Consider the following 17011-nt stretch of genomic DNA (forward strand, 5'->3'; position numbering starts at 1 on the left):
GACCGGCACGGAGCCTGGAGGTCGCACCGGATGCGGATACTCGTCGTGGACGATGAGGTGCGACTCGCCGACGGCGTTCGGAGGGGACTCGAGGCGGAGGGCTTCGCCGTGGACGTCGCGGCGAACGGTGTCGACGGACTCTGGATGGCCGGAGAACACCGCTACGACGCGATCATCCTCGACATCATGATGCCGGGCCTCAGCGGCTACCGCGTCTGTCAGCAGCTCCGCGACGCGGGCGACTGGACCCCGATCCTCATGCTCACGGCGAAGGACGGCGACTGGGACCAGGTCGAAGCCCTCGACACCGGTGCCGACGACTTCCTGAGCAAACCCTTCTCCTTCGCGGTGCTCGTCGCGCGGATCCGCTCACTCGTCCGACGTGGATCGCGGGAGCGGCCGGCGGTGCTCGAGGTCGGCGAACTGCGGCTCGACCCGGCGTCGAAGCAGGTCCACCGGGGCGACGTCCCGATCGACCTGACCTCGCGCGAGTTCGCGGTCCTCGAGTTCCTCATGCGACGCGGCGGCGAGGTGGTGTCGAAGCGCGAGGTCCTGCAGAACGTCTGGGACGACGACTTCGAGGGCGATCCCAACATCGTCGAGGTCTACGTCGGGCATCTCCGCAACAAGGTGGACCGCCCCTTCGAGCGGGCTTCGATCGAGACGGTGCGTGGGTTCGGATACCGGTTGGCGGGCGGGCGTGGCTGACGGCGGGCCGCACGGAACGGTCGCGCCCCGACAGCGGCTGTGGCGTTCGGTCCGAGCCCGCGCGGCACTGGGATCGGTGCTCGCGGTCGGACTGTTCCTCGGGGTCGGCTCCGTGGCGTTCGTCGGCCTCTTCTCAGCAGCGCTCCGTTCCGGCGTCGAACAGAGCGCATCGGCCGAGGCGGAGAGCGCCTCGGCGCAGCTGGTCGCGGCGGACGCGACGACGCTGCCCGAGGACGACGGTCGGCTCCTGGTCCTGGTCGAGGACGGCCGTGTCGTGGACCGGACGGACGACGAGATCGAGCTCCCGACGCCGATCCCGGACGGTGACGTGTTCGTCTCGGTCGTCGACGACGAGCCGGTGGTGTTCGCCAGCGAGGACGTCGACGTCGACGGCCGTGACCTCGTCGTCTTCGCGGGCCGCTCTCTCGAGGAGACCGACGACGCCGTCGGACTCGTGTCGATGCTCCTCCTCATCGCGGTGCCCGTGCTCGTCGCCCTCGTCGGCGGACTGACCTGGCTGCTCGTCGGGCGTGCGCTTGCGCCGGTGGAGCGGATCCGGCGCGAGGTCTCTGAGCTGGGGGCGGGCGAGCTGCACCGACGGATCGAGGTCCCCGGTACCGGCGACGAGATCGGTCGCCTCGCCGGGACGATGAACGGCATGCTCGAGCGGCTCGAGGACGCCCAGACGGCGCAGCGGCGGTTCGTGTCGGACGCCTCGCACGAGCTCCGCTCACCGCTCGCGGTGATCAGGCAGTACGCCGAGGTGGCGGCGCTCCACCCGGACCGGGTCGATCCGGCCGAGCTGTCCTCGACGGTCCTCGAGGAGGGCGCCAGGATGCAGGGGCTCGTCGAGTCGCTCCTGCTGCTCGCGAAGCTCGACGAAGGGGCGACGGGCACCGCGCGGCGCACGGTCGACGTCGACGACCTCCTGTTGACGGAGGCTGCACGTCTCCGATCCGCCGGTGGACTGCGCGTCGAGTCCGCGGCCGTCGCGGCGGCGAGGGTCGACGGCGACGAGGTGCTCCTCGCCCGCGTGGCGCGGAACCTCGTCGACAACGCCGTCCGGCACGCACGATCCGTGGTCCGACTGGGATCCGCCACCGACGGTCGGATCGTCAGGATGTCCGTGGAGGACGACGGCCCCGGTGTGCCGGTCGAGTCCCGCGCACACGTGTTCGAACGGTTCGTCCGCCTCGACGAGAGTCGTTCGCGCGACGCCGGCGGTTCGGGCCTCGGCCTGGCGATCGTGGCCGACGTCGTGCGGCTGCATGGTGGGTCGATCGAACTCGTCGACAGCGCGCTCGGCGGGGCGGCGTTCATCGTCACGCTCCCGGCGTCGTCCGCTTCCTGAACGCGGCTTCAGCTCGCTTCAGGTCGGCTTCAGCGCTCCTCGGACAGTCTGGGGCACATGAACGAGAACACCGCCTCCCAGCCCACCGATCCCACACAGCCCACCGCAGCCACCGAGCGCATCGAACCCGTCGAGCGCTTCGAGGCGACCGACCACACCGCCATCCCCGCGACCCCGGCGACCACCGGCAAGCCGGCCTTCTGGCGCCGGAAGCCCGTGTGGATCACCGCGATCGTCGTCGGGGCCCTCGCCCTCGGCGGAGCCGGCGCCGCCTACGCGGTGGACGAGTTCGGAGACACCGACGACGACCGCGTCACGGCGGCGTCGAACACCGACCGCGACGGCGGCACCGCCATCGACGACGGTGACACCACGGCTGCCACCGATGACCGTGACGCCCGTGACGCCGACGACGTGCCGCTGACCGACACCGAGTTCGACGCGGCCTCGAAGGCAGCGCTCGCCGAGGCGAAGGGCGGCACCGTGACCGATGTGGACCGCAGCGACGACCCGGGCGAGGCGTTCGAGGTCGACGTCCTCCTCGAGAACGGCGACGAGCTCGAGGTCGCACTCGACGCGGACTACGCCGTGGTCACGAGCGTGCTCGACCCGCGCGACTGACGGACCCACCCCGCCGGGTGCGGAACGACGAGGGCCGGACGGAATCCTGGGATTCCGTCCGGCCCTCGTCGTGTGCGTGCGAGCTAGGAACGCGGCTTGCGGTCGTACGAGCCGCCGCTCGTGCCACCCTCGTCGTCGCGTCGGCGGGCGGGGCCGCCACGGTCGGGACGGAGCTCGATGAGCTTGCCGCTGATGCGGGTGTTCTCGAGACGGTCGAAGACGTCGTTGCCGAGGCTCGCGGGGAGTTCGACGATCGAGAAGTCCGGCTTGATCTGGATCGCGCCGAAGTCCTCGCGTTTCAGACCGCCCTCGTTCGCGAGCGCGCCCACGATCTGACGCGGGTCGACCTTCTGGCGACGACCCACCGCGATGCGGTACGGGGCCATCGGTCCGCTGAACGGACGGCTGCGACGCTCGGGACGGTCGCCCTGATCGCCGCGGTCGCCGCGGTCGAAGCGTGAGCCGCGGTCGCTGGAGTCACGACGGTCGCGACCGGCGCGGTCGTTGCCACGGTTGGTGTTGTCGAACTCCTCGCGGCGGCGGCGCTCGTCCTCGGCCGAGAGGAGCAGCGGCGTCTCGCCCTGGGAGACGACGGCCAGGGCCGCGGCGACGTCGGCCTCCGGGACGTCGTGGTGGGAGACGTAGTGGCCGATGATCTCGCGGAAGCGCTCGATGCGGTCGGTCTGGCCGAGTGCCTCGGTGATCGCGTCGTCGAAGCGGGTGAGGCGCGTGGCGTTGACGTCGTCGACGCTCGGCAGCTGCATCTGCGTGAGCGGCTGGCGGGTGGCCCGCTCGATGGCCTTCAGGAGGTGGCGCTCGCGCGGCGTGACGAAGCTGATCGCGTCACCAGTGCGTCCGGCGCGGCCCGTGCGGCCGATGCGGTGCACGTAGGACTCGGTGTCGACGGGGATGTCGTAGTTGACGACGTGGCTGATGCGCTCGACGTCGAGACCGCGCGCGGCGACATCGGTCGCGACGAGGATGTCGAGCTTGCCGGCCTTCAGCTGGTTGACGGTCCGCTCGCGCTGCACCTGGGCGACGTCGCCGTTGATGGCGGCCGCCGAGTAGCCGCGCGCCCGGAGCTTCTCCGCGAGCGTCTCGGTCTCGTTCTTCGTGCGCGTGAAGATGATCATCGCGCTGAAGTTCTCGGTCTCGAGGATGCGGGTCAGGGCGTCGACCTTCTGCGGGTACGAGACCGTCAGGTAGCGCTGCGTGATGCTGGCCGAGGTCGTGGTCTTCGTCTTGACCGTGATCTCTTCCGGGTTGTTCAGGTACTTCGCGGAGATGCGACGGATGGACGACGGCATCGTCGCGGAGAACAGCGCGACCTGCTTGTCCTTCGGGGTGTCGGCCAGGATCGTCTCGACATCCTCGGCGAAGCCCATCTTCAGCATCTCGTCGGCCTCGTCGAGCACGAGGTACTTGAGCTCCGTGAGGTCGAGGGTGCCCTTCTCCAAGTGGTCCATGATGCGACCCGGCGTGCCGACGACGATGTGGACACCGCGACGGAGGGCCGACAGCTGGACGCCGTACCCCTGACCGCCGTAGACGGGCAGCACGTGGACGCCGCGCAGGTGGGTGGCGTACTTCTCGAACGCCTCGCAGACCTGGAGGGCGAGCTCACGGGTCGGTGCGAGGACGAGCGCCTGCGGCGTCTTCTGCGTGATGTCGAGGCGGGACAGGATCGGCAGGGCGAACGCCGCGGTCTTGCCGGTACCCGTCTGTGCGAGGCCGACGACGTCGCGTCCCTCGAGCAGCAGCGGGATGGTGGCCGCCTGGATGGCGGACGGGGTCTCGTAGCCGACGTCCTTGAGTACCTTGAGCACCGCGTCGTCGAGGCCGAGGTCGGAGAAGGTCTGCGTAGCGCCGGCGGGTTCCGCCTCGGGCTGCGTCGTGGAATCAGAAGACGTCATACTCCTAACGGTAGTCGCAACGCAAGCGTTTGCAGGACATGGTCTGGAGCCGACCCCTCCGCGTCGCCGCCAGAGACGCCCGCCTCACCGTCCTACAGGCTGCCCCAGCGCGCCCGGGCACCGCAGAAGAGTCCGTAGGCGATGAGCCCGACGCCGACCACGAGCAGGATGACGACGCCGAACGGGAGCGCGGCCAACGCCGAGATGGCGCCGTCCATGCCGGAGGCCTTCTCGGGGTCCTGGGTCGCAGCGGCGACGATGAAGAGGATCCCGACCGTGACGAGCGCGACGCCCTTCGCGACCCATCCGACGACCCCGAGGACGACGACGGCACGCTTCGTCGTGCCGGTGGGCGGGTGCACATCCTCGAGGAACTTCCGCGTGACGCCCTTGAAGACGAAGAAGCCGCCGATGCCGATGACCACGAGGCCGACGACGATGACGACGAACACCCCACCGGGGGAGGACAGGAGGGTCGCCGTGAGGCCCTGGCTGGACTGCGAGGAGTCCTGGCTGCCGCCGAGGGCGAAGGTCAGCGCGGTCGATCCGACGGCGAGGTAGGCGATCGCGCGTCCGGCGGTCGAGATCCGCTTGCTCCACCGCTTGCGGGTGTCGGATTCGCGCACGAGGAAGGCGGAGATCGCCGTCCAGAGACCGAGGGCGAACAGTCCGACGGCGACGACCCAGATGATCACGATCCCGCCGGGCGTGCCTGCAAGCGTCTTGAGCGCACCCGATTGGTCCGCGTCACCGCCGCCGCCGGATCCACCGCCCGCGCCGGACAGGGCGATGGAGATCGCGATCCCGCCGATGAGGACGTGGAGCAATCCGTTGACGGCGTGGCCGGTGCGGGCGAGGGTGCGGAGGGTCGTGCTGTTCTGTGCGGTTCCAGCGGCTTGGTCTGCGGCGGCGCGTGCGTTCTCAGGCATCAGACCACGGTAGCGGCCGGGTTCCCGACCGGAAGGGGGGTTGCGCGCCGCACCGGGGGACCGGCGTCGTCGATCGAGCACCGATCCGAGCGGTACCTCGTTTCCGAATGACACGCATGCCCGTGAACTCCTCGCGTCCTGCCCCGCCGGACGACCCCTCCGTGATCACCGCCGACGCGACCGCGCTCGGCCTGCGACGCGTCACGGTGGACACCGACATCGGACCGGTCACCGTCCGGGCGGGTCGCGAAGCGGGCGGACCGGCCATCATCCTGCTGCACGGCGCCGCCGGCTCCTGGACCACGTGGTCACCCCTCCTCCGTGCCGACGACGAGAGGGGCGCGGTCGTCGACGACGTCATCGCCGTGGACCTCCCGGGGTGGGGCGAGTCGGCTCTACCCACCGCCGACCCGGTGACGGTCGGAGACCTCTCCGCAGCCGTCGCGACCGTCGCTCGCTCGCTCGGCTACCGGTCCTGGCGCGTCGTCGGGCACTCGCTCGGCGGGTTCGTCGCGCTCGACCTCGCCGTCCGCGAGCCCGAGGCGACGATCCGGGTCGACCTCGTCTCGCCGACGGGGATCGGAGTCGTCGAGGCGATCCGCCAGCCGGTCGGTGGCGGCGCCCGGCTCCCGTGGTTCGCGGGCATGCTCCTCGGCATGCGCGTGCTGCAGGCGCTCGGCGAACGCGGGCCGGGACTCGTCCGCGCGCTGAACCGGATCGGCCTGCTCGCACCGCTCATGTCGCCGCTGTTCGGACGACGCCGGGACCTCGACCGGTCGGTCGTCGACGCGCTCACAGCCGACGTCCGGCCGGCGTCGTTCCTCCTGGCTGCCCGCGCGGCCGCCGCCTACGACCTGCACGTCTGGCGCGGCGTGCGGTGTCCCGTCCGCGGCATGATGGGCGACCGTGACGTCTTCATCGGGCCCGACGACACAGCCGTCCTCACCGCCCTCGTCCCGGACCTCCGACTGCGCACACTGCCGGCGACCGGGCACTTCGCGGCGGTGGAACACCCGGAGGCCGTCCTGGAGCTCGTCACCTCCGAGTGATCCGCGTGGCCTCACGGGTGCAGCGACGTCGGCATCCGCTATCCTGGTCCTCTGCCCGACTTCGTGGTTGGGGTGGTTGATCGTCCGCACCGTGCTGCACTCGCGCCGTGTGCCGAGCATCGATCTGGGGCTGGAAACCCCCAGCACCCCCACCCCTCGCACGGAGGTCCTCCTTGTCTGCATCCGCAGCCACCGCATCGCATCCCACCAAAGCACCGTCCGGTTCCCCGGCCCGCCGCTGGTGGGTCCTCGTCGTCCTCGCGATGACGCAGCTCATCGTCGTCCTCGACGGCACGATCGTGAACATCGCCCTTCCGGCAGCCCAGCAGGAGCTCGAGCTGTCCGACACGCAGCGTCAGTGGGTCGTCACGGCCTACGCCCTCGCGTTCGGCGCCCTGCTGCTGCTCGGTGGCCGCATCGCCGACTACTGGGGCCGGAAGCGCACCTACCTGGTCGGCATGGTCGGCTTCGGCGCCGCATCGGCCTTCGGTGGGTTCGCCCAGAGCGGGACCGAGCTCATCGTCGCTCGCGGTCTGCAGGGCGTGTTCGCAGCGCTCATGGCACCTGCCGCACTCGCGCTCCTCACCGTCACCTTCTCCCACGGACGCGACCGCAACACGGCCTTCGCCGTCTTCGGCACCGTCGCCGGTGCGGGAGCGGCCGTCGGCCTGATCCTCGGCGGCGTGCTCACCGAGTTCGTCGACTGGCGCTGGTGCCTCCTCGTCAACGTGCCGTTCGTGATCGTCGGACTCATCGCCGGCCTCATCCTCGTGACCGAGAGCAAGGCCGAGGGCGACAACCGCTACGACTGGCTCGGCGCGATCACGGTCATCCTGGGCCTCGGTTCCCTCGTCTACGGCTTCACGCTCGCCGAGGGCGGCTGGGGGAGCGCCGACACCATCGGCTTCCTCGCGCTCGGTGCGGGACTGCTCTCCCTCTTCGTCTTCATCGAGATGCGCGTCGCGCAGCCCCTGCTCCCGCTGCGCATCGTGGCGGACCGGGTCCGCGGCGGTGCCTTCCTCATGCAGATGATCGTCGGCAGCGTCATGATCGGTGCCCTGCTCTACCTGACGTTCCACCTGCAGATCGTGCTCGGCTTCCCGCCGCTCGAGGCCGGCATCGCGACCCTCCCGATGACCGTCGCGATCATGATCGTCGCCCCGATCGCCACGAAGCTCCTGCCGGCCATCGGCCCGCGCCCGCTGCTCATCATCGGTCCGCTCATCGCGGCGGCCGCCCTCGTGTATCTCAGCCGCATCACGGCCGACGGCGACTACTTCGTCCAGGTGCTGCCGGCGCTCCTCGTGCTCGGGATCGGCATGGCGATGATCTTCGTCCCGATGCAGAACCTCGCGCTGACGGGTGTCGCCCCGCACGACGCCGGTGCGGCCTCCGCGACGGCGAACGCCTCCATGCAGATCGGTGGGTCGATCGGCCTGTCGGTCTTCACCACGGTCTATGCGAGTGTCACCGACCAGGCGACGGTCACCGATCAGGCGTCGCAGCTCGTGGCGTTCACCCAGGGCTACTCGGCGGCGTTCATCGCGGCTGCGGTCGGCCTCGTGATCGCGAGCGTCATCGCCATCGTCTGCATCCGCGGTCGCAAGGAGGACCTCCTGCCCTCGGGCGACCAGCAGGCCGTCCACCTGGGCTGAGTCGGCCGTGCGGCGACCCGCCTAGGCGCGGGGAGCGTACGTCGAGAGCACGTTGCCGGAGCTCGTCCGCACCGAGTGGACGAGCTCCAGGCGTGTCACCGGGTCGCTCGGTTCGAACAGATGACGCCCGGCACCGGCGACGACGGGGTGGATCATGAGGGTGAGCCGGTCGAGCAGACCGGCGAAGAGGAGCTGCCGCACGACGGAGATGCTCGCCTGCACCGCGATGCGCCCGCCGTCCTGCCGCTTCAGCTCCTCGACGAAGGACTCGAGCGTGCCGGGGATGAGCGTCGCGTTCTTCCAGGACAACGGGCCCGCCAGGGTGCGTGATGCGACGTGCTTCCGCACGGGGTTGATGAAGGAGCCGAACGGGTCGTCTTCGCCGACCGTCGGCCAGAACCCGCTCCACTGCTCGTAGCTCACGCGTCCGAGCAGGACGTCGTCGATCGGCGCGATCGCCTCGGTCATCATGGCGCCCATGTCGGCGTCGAAGTGGTCGAACTGCCACTGATCGGGCGACTCGACGACGCCGTCGACGGATTGGAAGAGGGAGGCGTGGACCTCGCGCATGGTGGCTCCTCGGCAGGGTGGTGACGGCGGGTTCGATGGACAGCTCCCGTTCTACTCCGCTGCGGCGACGAGCACCACCCTCGTGACCACGCCGGGCGGGGCGCGTACGGTGTCCGACATGGCCAGCACCGCGATCGTCCTCACCGTCCCCGGACCGCACGGCGACCGCGAGGTGCGTCTCTCCAGTCCCGACCGCGTGCTCTGGGAGGAGTCCGGTGTCACGAAGCGGGAGCTCGCGGAATACCTCATCGAGGTCGCGCCGGCCTTCCTCGCCGCCAACGGCGACCGCCCGGTGTCCCTCCAGCGGTTCCCGGGCGGTGTGGACGGTGAATGGTTCTTCTCGAAGAACCCGCCGAAAGGAGCACCCGAGTACGTCCGGGCGGTCGACGTCGTGTATCCGAGTGGCCGGCGGCATCCGCAACTCGTCCTCGACGAGGCCGCTGCGGTCGTCTGGGCCGCGCAGATGAACACGGTCGTGTTCCATCCGTGGCCGTCACGGGCATCGGACACCGACCATCCCGACGAACTGCGGATCGACCTCGACCCGCAGCCGGGGACCGACTTCGCCGACGCCGTGCGCGTTGCGGGCTCGCTGCGGGAGCTGCTGACGGAGGTCGGACTGACCGGGTTCGTGAAGACCTCCGGCAACCGAGGTGTCCACGTGTTCGCGCCCATCGTGCCGGAGCACGAGTTCCTCGACGTCAGGCACGCCGTGATCGCGGCGGCTCGGGAACTGGAGCGACGGGATCCCGACCGCGTCACGACCTCGTGGTGGAAGGAGGAGCGCGGTGAACGCATCTTCGTCGACTACAACCAGGCGAACCGCGACCGGACGATGGCCGGCGCCTACAGCCCCCGTGCGCTGGCCTCGGCGACCGTCTCATGTCCGGTGACCTGGGACGAACTCCCCGAGATCGACCCGGGCGCCTTCACCGTGCGGACCGTCCCGGAGCGACTCCGGACCACCGGAGACCCGTGGGCCGGCATGCACGACACCGCCGGGCGCATCGACGTCCTCCTGCAGTGGTGGGAGCGGGACCTCGAGCAAGGACTGGGGGAGCTCCCGTTCCCTCCCGACTTCCCGAAGATGCCGGGCGAGCCGCCGCGGGTGCAGCCGAGTCGCGCCAGACACACCGAGGACTGAGCCCACCCGGACACACGAACGCCCGGTGATCGTGGATCACCGGGCGTTCTGCTGAATCAGGGCGCTATTCGGCCTTGCCGAGGGCGAAGCGGACGCCGCCCTGCTCGTCGATCTGCGCGTCGAGGACCGCGTCGCTCAGGGCGACGGCTGCGGACTCCTCGAGGAAGACGGTCGCTCCGGCGCTCTCGATGACCTGGTCGGCCTCGTGCGGTGTCGCCGTCATGGTGACTTCGAAGTTGTTGTCGTCGGAGCTGCTGCTGATGCGCAGTCCGGCGCCGTGCGTGAGCGACGACGCGTCGTCCGGGACGACCAGTCCCGGGGTGAGTGGTGCGTTCTCGGCGAGGGTCTTGACGACTCGGCCGGCGTTCTCGGTCAGGGTGAGCATGTGTGTTCTCCGTTCCGTTCGCGAATACGAGTTCCCCACCTTGCTCGGGTTCGCGGCAGGATGCCACCCTGAGGCCGATCCTCTGCGGGAACTGCCAAGCAACTCTGCAGGGATTCACACCTCCGCGCCGCTCGTAGCACAGCTCGGGTGATCGTCCCTTGGGGGTTCGTCCGGTGGAGTGGGCTGCTAGCGTCGAACGTGCTGTCCGGCGCGTGCATCCCGCCCCACGGCACCCCCAACACCCCCAGCCCGAGGAGTCCTATGACCACCGTCGCCGCCATCATCAAGCCCACCGCCGACGCGCCTTTCGAGGTCGGCACCATCGAGCGCCGTGCGCCGCGCGCCAACGACGTCGTCATCGACGTCCACTACGCCGGCATCTGCCACAGCGACATCCACCAGGCCCGCGAGGAATGGGGCAAGGCCATCTTCCCGATGGTCCCCGGCCATGAGATCGCCGGCATCGTCACCGAGGTCGGCGACGCGGTCACCAAGCACCAGGTCGGCGACCGCGTCGGCATCGGCTGCTTCGTCGACTCCTGCCGCGAGTGCGAGAACTGCCTCGCCGGCGAGGAGCAGTTCTGCCTGAAGGGCAACGTCGCCACCTACAACGGCCGTGAGTACGACGGCGAGCCCACCTACGGCGGCTACAGCAAGCAGATCGTCGCCGACGAGAACTATGTGCTGAGCATCCCCGAGGGCATCGAGCTCGACGTCGCGGCACCCCTGCTGTGCGCCGGCATCACCACCTACTCGCCGTTGAAGCACTGGGGCGCCGGTCCCGGCAAGCAGGTCGCCATCGTCGGGATGGGTGGCCTCGGTCACATGGGCGTCAAGATCGCCCACGCCCTCGGCGCAGAGGTGACCGTGCTCAGCCAGACGACCTCGAAGGAGGAGGACGGCAAGCGCTTCGGGGCCGACCACTACTACGCGACCGGTGAAGAGGGCACCCTGAAGTCGCTCCGCGGACGCTTCGACCTCATCATCAATACGGTCTCCGCCGACCTCGACATCGACGCCTACCTGTCGACGCTCAAGCTCAACGGCTCGATGGTCTTCGTCGGACTGCCCGAGAACACGCAGCAGTTCCGGGTGTTCTCGCTCGTCGGTGGCCGCCGCTCGCTCGCCGGCTCGAACATCGGCGGCATCCGCGAGACGCAGGAGATGCTCGACTTCTGCGCCGAGCACGGCATCGGCTCGCAGATCGAGCTCATCGGCGCCGACGAGGTCGAGGGCGCCTACGACCGCGTGGTCCGCAGCGACGTCCGCTACCGCTTCGTCATCGACACGGCGACGATCGGCTGATCGCACCGATACCCTGAGAGCATGATCCGGCTCCCGTTCCGTCGTCCAGGCGGAGCGGGAGCCGTTCCTCGTGAGCCCCTCGGCCGCGAGGTCCTCGTCCTCGGCGGTGTCGCGTTCTTCGTGATGCTCGGGTTCGGTGTCGTGATCCCGGTCCTGCCCGTGTACGTGCGGAGTTTCGGCGTCGGCTACCTCGAGGTCGGGGCGGTCGTTTCGGTCTTCGCGCTCATGCGGCTCATCGCGAACCCGTTCGTGGGTGCGCTCGTCGATCGGATCGGCGAGCGGGTGGTGCTGGCCACCGGCATCGGGATCGTCGCGGTGTCGAGCGCGCTCGTCGGGCTCGCGGCGGACTATCCGCAGCTACTCCTGCTCCGCGGGGTCGGAGGGATCGGGTCGGCGATGTTCTCCGTCGCCGCGATGACACTGCTGCTGCGCACCACCCCACCGCACCGTCGTGGACGGGCGGTCGGGTTCTACCAGGGCGGGTTCCTCGTCGGCGGCATGGCCGGACCGGCCGTCGGTGGCCTGCTCGCGACCATCTCGCTCACGGCACCCTTCTTCTTCTACGCCGGGACCCTCGCGGTCGCCGGCGTCCTCGGACTCGTGATGCTGCGCGGCAGTCGGATCGCCGCGCCGGTCGAGACCGCCACGCAGGCCGAGCCGTTCCGCACCGTCCTCGCCGATCGCCGGTACCAGGCGGCGCTCCTCGCGAACTTCGCGAACGGGTGGGCGTCGATGGGCGTCCGGGGCGCACTCGTGCCGGTCCTCGTCGTGGAGGCGCTCCACGAGGAAGCCGCCTGGACCGGGATCGCGTTCGCGATCGCCGCTGTCGCCCAGACGCTCGCGCTCGGTCCCGCCGGCCGCTTCGTCGACACCGTCGGACGGCGACCCGCGATGCTCGTCGCGTTCCCGGTCGCGGCAGGGGCGCTGCTCGCCATGCCGTTCGTCGGCGAGCTCTGGCTGCTTGTCGTCGCCCTGTGCGTCTACGGCGTCGCGGCGGCCTTCCTCGGGACCGCTCCGGCGGCTGCCGTCGGAGACGCCGCGGGTGGTCGGGGAGGCCGGGCCGTCGCGGTCTTCCAGGCGACGTCCGATCTCGGCGCCATCGTCGGCCCGCTGGTCGCCGGCGCACTGCTCGACGCCTTCTCGTTCCCCGCGGCCTTCGGTTCCGCGGTCGTGCTCATGCTGCTCGTCCCCGTGCTCGCGGCCCGCATGCCGCGGGAGCACCGGAACCAGCCGGCGACCACCTAGCGGGACCGGAGTCGCAGGCCCACCGAGGTGGTGATGTCCTCGCGCTGACCGCCGGAGTGCACGAGCTGCTCGCCGTCGACCGTCAGCTGGCTGGCGTGTTCCGCGAGCGCCGCGGCGACGATCGGGAGGCGGTGCTCGAGCGGGAACCACACGGCGTCGTCGCCCAACGGTTCCAGGTCGGTGCGGTGGTGCACGAGTTCCGCGAACGGCACCCCGCTCCTCCGCGCCGCGACGATCGCGGCCTCGTGCATGCGGAGGTGGTCCGGGTGCCCGTACCCGCCACCGTGGTCGTAGCTGATGACCAGGTCCGGCGAGACGTGTCCGATGAGCGCGACGAGGTCGTCGGCGACGAAGTCGAGCGGAGCGAGTGAGAACGCGCCGGGGGAGACGTCGTCAGCGGGGCCGGCGAGTCCCTCGCGCACCCACCGCATGCCAGAGTCCACGTACCGCGTCGACGTCCCCGGCCGGGCCGCCGGACCCGTCCCCAACCAGAACTGCTCGGCCACGCCGAGCGTCCGGCAGGCGGCGGCGAGCTCCGACTCGCGGTGGGACGCGAGTGCAGCGGAGCCGGCGAGGGACCGGAGCGGGCCGTCGACGACCTCGCCGCGCTCGCCTCGCGTGGCCGTCACGAGGAGGACGCGAGCCCCCTTGTCGACGAGCTCGGCGATGAGCGCACCCGAGGCGAGCGTCTCGTCGTCGGGGTGCGCGTGGGCGAACAGGACGGTGCGCCCGCTGTCGACGAGCGGGAGGAGTCCGCGGTTCACGAGACGGAGGTCGCCGGAGCGGTGGCGGCGGCCGGAGTGGTGTCGAGCAGGGTCCGGTAGACGTCGACGAGGGCGTCTCCCGAGCGCTGCCAGTCGAACCGCTCTGCCCGACGTCGCGCTGCCGAACCGAGTTGCGCGAGCCGCTCCGGGTCGCCGAGGATGGACGAGACCGCGGCGCCCCAGACCTGCGGGTCGCGGGAGTCGATGACGATGCCCGTCTCGCCGTCGACGACGGCCTCCCGCAAGCCGCCCGAGGCCGCCACGACGGTGGGCACGCCGCTCGCCGCGGCTTCCAGTGCGACGAGACCGTACGTCTCCGAATGGGAGGGGACGAGCACGAGCGTGCTCTCGCGGAATAGCGTGGCGAGCCCGACGCGCGACTGCGGCCCGACGAATCGGACGTCGTCGGCGACGCCGAGGTCGCGGGCGAGGGCGGCGAGTTCCTCAGCGTAGCGGTCGTAGTCGACCGAGACGTCCCCGGCGATGACGAGTTCGGGGCGGAGCTCGGGCGCGACCGCGGAGATGGTCTCGATGGCGAGGTCGAAGCCCTTCAGCGGGTGCAGGCGACCGGCGACCACCGCGGTCGGGCGACCTGCACGAGGACCGTCGAGCGGGTGGAACAGCGTCCCGTCGACACCGGGTGGCACGATCGACACCCGATCGGGGCGGGCTCCGAGCCGGGTGATCGCGGTGTCGGCCTCGGCCGCGCTGATCGCGACGACTGCGTCCGACTCCGCGGCGAGCCGTGCCTCGCCGGCCAGGCGCCCGGGGGACTCGGCGCGCTCGCCGTGCGAGAGCGGCGTGGTGGACTCGGCGGCGATGCTGTGGAAGCTCTGCACGTGCGGGATCCCCAGCTCCCGCGCGAGGGGAAGTGCGGCCATGCCGGAGAACCAGTGGTGGGCGTGTAGGACGTCGTATCGCGGCAGTCGGGCGAGTTCCGAGCGGAAGTCCTCGACGAATTCCTCATGCCGACCCTTCGCGACCGGCTCGACGGGACCGGCGTCGAGGAAGCGCAGGGTCACGCCGGGGGCGAGGGAGGCGGCGGACGGCTGGTCGGCCGAAGACCGCCGGGTGATGACGTCGACCTCGTGGCCCGCTGCGCCCATCGCGACGGCCTGATGACGGACCACGACGTTCATCCCGCCAGCATCACCGGAACCCGGCTCGTCACCGGGACTGGTGTGGAGCGAGATCATCGCGATGCGGAGGGGCTGGGGTTGCGAGGGCACCAGACGAGCCTAGTAGCCGTGGGCGTCCCGGCCCCTCGTGACGGAGACACCGGAACGTGCTCGCGCATCCGACGCCGGAGCGTGAGAATGATCGCGAGACGAGCGCGACGATGCGCCCGCCCAGGCGAAAGGGACGATCATGACGACGCTCAACCCGTACCTCGGCTTCCGCGGGACAGCCCGCGAGGCGATGGAGTTCTATCAGGGGGTCTTCGGCGGCGAGCTGCTGCTCTCGACCTTCCGTGACTTCGGTGCCGAGGTCGAACCGGACGAGCTGGATCTGGTCATGCACGCCCAGCTCACGGGTGATGCTGGTGTGGTCTTCATGGCGTCGGACATCCCGAAGCACATGGACTATCGCGAGGGCAGCAACTTCTCGATGTCGCTGAGCGGGCCGGACACCGACGAGGCCCGACTCCGCGAGTACTTCCAGCGGCTCTCGGATGGCGGCACCGTCCAGCAGCCGCTGAGCGTGGCCCCCTGGGGCGACTCCTTCGGCATGGTGCAGGACCGCTTCGGGGTCGCTTGGATGGTGAACATCGCCGCGCCGGCAGCCGCGTAGCCGGGGAACACTTCCACCTGGACAAGCCCGGCGAGGGGGAGCGGTCTGCCCGAAAGGCGCTCGGTCCCTGAGCCTGTCGAAGGGCACACGAGGGACTTCCACAACCGGAACCACTTACCATCTGGAATGTCAGTGGTCCATGGTGGACTGGTTCCATGACCGAGATCACCCCCGCCGCCGCGATCCGCGCTGGCGACGAGTACGCCGCGCAGCTGGCTGAATTCTCGGACGAGTGGGCGGAGCTCCACCGGCAGCAGGCCGTCCTGGACGCGCGGAAGGCGCGCCTCCTGGCCCGTTCCGCCGCCTACGCCGACGCGTTCGCGGACGCCACGGTCCCGGCGATCTTCCCGCCGGCTGAACGTCAGGCGCTCTCACGCCGGTCAACGTGTGCGGCCCTCGCGATGGCGACCCGGATGCCGGAGCGGACGGTCCAGCTTGCGACGAACGACGCCGAACGTCTGGTGAATGACGCACCGGCTGTGCTGGCGTCCCTGGAGGCCGGCCGGATCTCGGCGCGGCATGCGCAGGTGATCACCGACCAGCTCTGCGACGTCCCGACCGCGGGACGGGCAGCGTTTCTCGACCAGGTCCTGCCAGAGGCGGAGCGCATGACCGCCGCAGGCCTCAAGAACCGAGCCCGCGTCCTGCGGGAGTGTCTCCACCCGGAATCCATCACCGCCCGCGCCGTCCGCTCCGAGGCTGACCGCCGGGCCGAGTTCGAACCCGCAGTCGACGGCATGGCATGGGTGCACCTCTTCACCACCGCACCCATCGCGCAAGGCATCATCGAGCGGATCGAGGCGGCTGCCGCGGAATCGCGCAAGGCCGGTGACACCCGCACGTGCGCTCAGCTGCAGGCCGATGCCCTCGCGGCGCTCGCGCTCACCGGAGTGACCCCGGACGACGTCATGTCGAGCCCAGTGCTCCCGCACCCGATCGAAGTGCAGGAGCACATCAAGCCCACCGTGCAGATCACGGTGCCGGCACTCAGCATGGCCGGCGTCAGCGATGCCCCGGCGACCCTCGACGGCTACGGCCCGATCGACCCGGAGACCGCAGCACGTATCGCGGTGAACGCGCCCAGCTTCACCCGGATCCTCGTCCAACCCGAAACCGGCGCGATCCTCTCCGTCAGCCGCAACCAGTACCGGGTTCCGGCCGATCTGCAACGGGCGGTCCGCCTCCGAGACGGCACCTGTCGCGCACCCGGCTGCGGCAGGCGAGCCAGGGCCTGCGACCTCGATCATTCGGTCGCCTGGGAGGACGGCGGAACGACAGATGTCGGGAATCTCGCCTGCCTGTGTCGACATCACCATCGCATGAAGCATCTCCCCGGATGGGACCTCGAGCATCGGCCGGGCGGGGTCCTCGACTGGACGACACCCGACGGGAAGCAGTATCGGACCGAACCGGATCCCGCACCGTTCTGACCGTTTCCGGCCCCTGAGCCTGTCGAAGGGTTCCTCGTGGGCACTTCGACAAGCTCAGTGACCGGAAGAAGTTCACCGTGAACGTTTCGGTCCCTGAGCCTGTCGAAGGGTTCTTCGTGGGCACTTCGACAAGCTCAGTGACCGGGAAACG

Annotated in this window: 16 protein-coding genes; 10 read left to right on the top strand and 6 right to left on the bottom strand. The window is 70.3% G+C overall.

All coding sequences use genetic code 11. The features are described 5' to 3' along the window. Positions 1 to 30 precede the first annotated feature (30 nt). From ACQG07_RS08015 to ACQG07_RS08025, 3 genes are read left to right on the top strand one after another with little or no spacing between them, the layout of a single operon-like run. On the top strand, positions 31 to 708 hold the full coding sequence (locus ACQG07_RS08015) for a response regulator transcription factor (RefSeq protein WP_079706060.1): 678 nt from the start codon (positions 31 to 33) through the stop codon (positions 706 to 708). Then, positions 671 to 2059: a sensor histidine kinase gene (locus ACQG07_RS08020; RefSeq protein WP_426737991.1), complete on the top strand. Its 1389-nt coding sequence runs from the start codon at positions 671 to 673 to the stop codon at positions 2057 to 2059. The genes ACQG07_RS08015 and ACQG07_RS08020 overlap by 38 nt, the downstream gene beginning before the upstream one ends. Before the next feature lie 57 nt (positions 2060 to 2116). Beyond that, positions 2117 to 2680 carry a hypothetical protein gene (locus ACQG07_RS08025; RefSeq protein WP_426737992.1) on the top strand — a complete coding sequence of 188 codons (564 nt, stop codon included), beginning with the start codon at positions 2117 to 2119 and terminating at the stop codon, positions 2678 to 2680. Positions 2681 to 2763: 83 nt separating this feature from the next. Here ACQG07_RS08025 and ACQG07_RS08030 read toward each other — a convergent pair whose 3' ends face one another. After that, on the bottom strand, positions 2764 to 4593 hold the full coding sequence (locus ACQG07_RS08030) for a DEAD/DEAH box helicase (RefSeq protein ID WP_426737993.1): 1830 nt from the start codon (positions 4591 to 4593) through the stop codon (positions 2764 to 2766). A gap of 92 nt (positions 4594 to 4685) precedes the next feature. Further along, positions 4686 to 5522 (bottom strand): DUF1206 domain-containing protein, encoded by an 837-nt coding sequence (locus ACQG07_RS08035; protein ID WP_411558433.1) that lies wholly within the window; start codon positions 5520 to 5522, stop codon positions 4686 to 4688. 116 nt (positions 5523 to 5638) lie between these two features. Here ACQG07_RS08035 and ACQG07_RS08040 point away from each other — a divergent pair, with 116 nt between their 5' ends. Both ACQG07_RS08040 and ACQG07_RS08045 read left to right on the top strand, forming a co-directional pair. Beyond that, complete coding sequence (locus tag ACQG07_RS08040) at positions 5639 to 6571, top strand: alpha/beta fold hydrolase (RefSeq protein WP_426737994.1); 933 nt, start codon at positions 5639 to 5641, stop codon at positions 6569 to 6571. A gap of 173 nt (positions 6572 to 6744) precedes the next feature. Further along, positions 6745 to 8226 carry an MFS transporter gene (locus tag ACQG07_RS08045; protein ID WP_249404730.1) on the top strand — a complete coding sequence of 494 codons (1482 nt, stop codon included), beginning with the start codon at positions 6745 to 6747 and terminating at the stop codon, positions 8224 to 8226. A 21-nt stretch (positions 8227 to 8247) separates the two neighbouring features. Here the strand turns inward: ACQG07_RS08045 and ACQG07_RS08050 are convergent, their stop codons facing one another. Further along, the gene (locus ACQG07_RS08050; protein ID WP_426737995.1) at positions 8248 to 8796 is read right to left on the bottom strand and encodes a dihydrofolate reductase family protein; all 549 of its coding nucleotides are present in this window, start codon (positions 8794 to 8796) and stop codon (positions 8248 to 8250) included. A gap of 118 nt (positions 8797 to 8914) precedes the next feature. Here ACQG07_RS08050 and ligD point away from each other — a divergent pair, with 118 nt between their 5' ends. Continuing rightward, complete coding sequence (gene ligD, locus ACQG07_RS08055) at positions 8915 to 9940, top strand: non-homologous end-joining DNA ligase (RefSeq protein ID WP_192005418.1); 1026 nt, start codon at positions 8915 to 8917, stop codon at positions 9938 to 9940. Between the two features lie 64 nt (positions 9941 to 10004). Here the strand turns inward: ligD and ACQG07_RS08060 are convergent, their stop codons facing one another. Then, positions 10005 to 10325, bottom strand: a complete 321-nt coding sequence (locus ACQG07_RS08060; RefSeq protein WP_064295440.1) for a hypothetical protein — start codon at positions 10323 to 10325, stop codon at positions 10005 to 10007. Between the two features lie 261 nt (positions 10326 to 10586). Here ACQG07_RS08060 and ACQG07_RS08065 point away from each other — a divergent pair, with 261 nt between their 5' ends. Beyond that, on the top strand, positions 10587 to 11630 hold the full coding sequence (locus tag ACQG07_RS08065; RefSeq protein ID WP_064296121.1) for an NAD(P)-dependent alcohol dehydrogenase: 1044 nt from the start codon (positions 10587 to 10589) through the stop codon (positions 11628 to 11630). A 21-nt stretch (positions 11631 to 11651) separates the two neighbouring features. Further along, positions 11652 to 12875, top strand: coding sequence for an MFS transporter (locus ACQG07_RS08070; RefSeq protein WP_079706054.1), 1224 nt, complete (start codon positions 11652 to 11654; stop codon positions 12873 to 12875). On the opposite strand, the gene ACQG07_RS08075 is transcribed toward ACQG07_RS08070, so the two are convergent. Together ACQG07_RS08075 and ACQG07_RS08080 are read right to left on the bottom strand one after the other, a co-directional pair. Next, a complete protein-coding gene (locus ACQG07_RS08075; RefSeq protein ID WP_274500010.1) occupies positions 12872 to 13639 on the bottom strand; it encodes a PIG-L family deacetylase in 768 nt (255 codons plus the stop codon). The genes ACQG07_RS08070 and ACQG07_RS08075 overlap by 4 nt on opposite strands. Next, positions 13636 to 14868 carry a glycosyltransferase gene (locus ACQG07_RS08080; RefSeq protein ID WP_274500009.1) on the bottom strand — a complete coding sequence of 411 codons (1233 nt, stop codon included), beginning with the start codon at positions 14866 to 14868 and terminating at the stop codon, positions 13636 to 13638. The genes ACQG07_RS08075 and ACQG07_RS08080 overlap by 4 nt, the downstream gene beginning before the upstream one ends. Positions 14869 to 15007: 139 nt before the next feature. Here ACQG07_RS08080 and ACQG07_RS08085 point away from each other — a divergent pair, with 139 nt between their 5' ends. Both ACQG07_RS08085 and ACQG07_RS08090 read left to right on the top strand, forming a co-directional pair. Next, positions 15008 to 15430, top strand: coding sequence for a VOC family protein (locus ACQG07_RS08085; protein WP_426737996.1), 423 nt, complete (start codon positions 15008 to 15010; stop codon positions 15428 to 15430). 155 nt (positions 15431 to 15585) lie between these two features. Then, positions 15586 to 16860: a DUF222 domain-containing protein gene (locus ACQG07_RS08090; protein ID WP_426737997.1), complete on the top strand. Its 1275-nt coding sequence runs from the start codon at positions 15586 to 15588 to the stop codon at positions 16858 to 16860. The last annotated feature ends 151 nt before the right edge of the window (positions 16861 to 17011 follow it).

The sequence above is a fragment of the Plantibacter sp. 2H11-2 genome (genome assembly GCF_050031945.1).
Taxonomy (GTDB): Bacteria; Actinomycetota; Actinomycetes; order Actinomycetales; family Microbacteriaceae; genus Plantibacter; species Plantibacter auratus.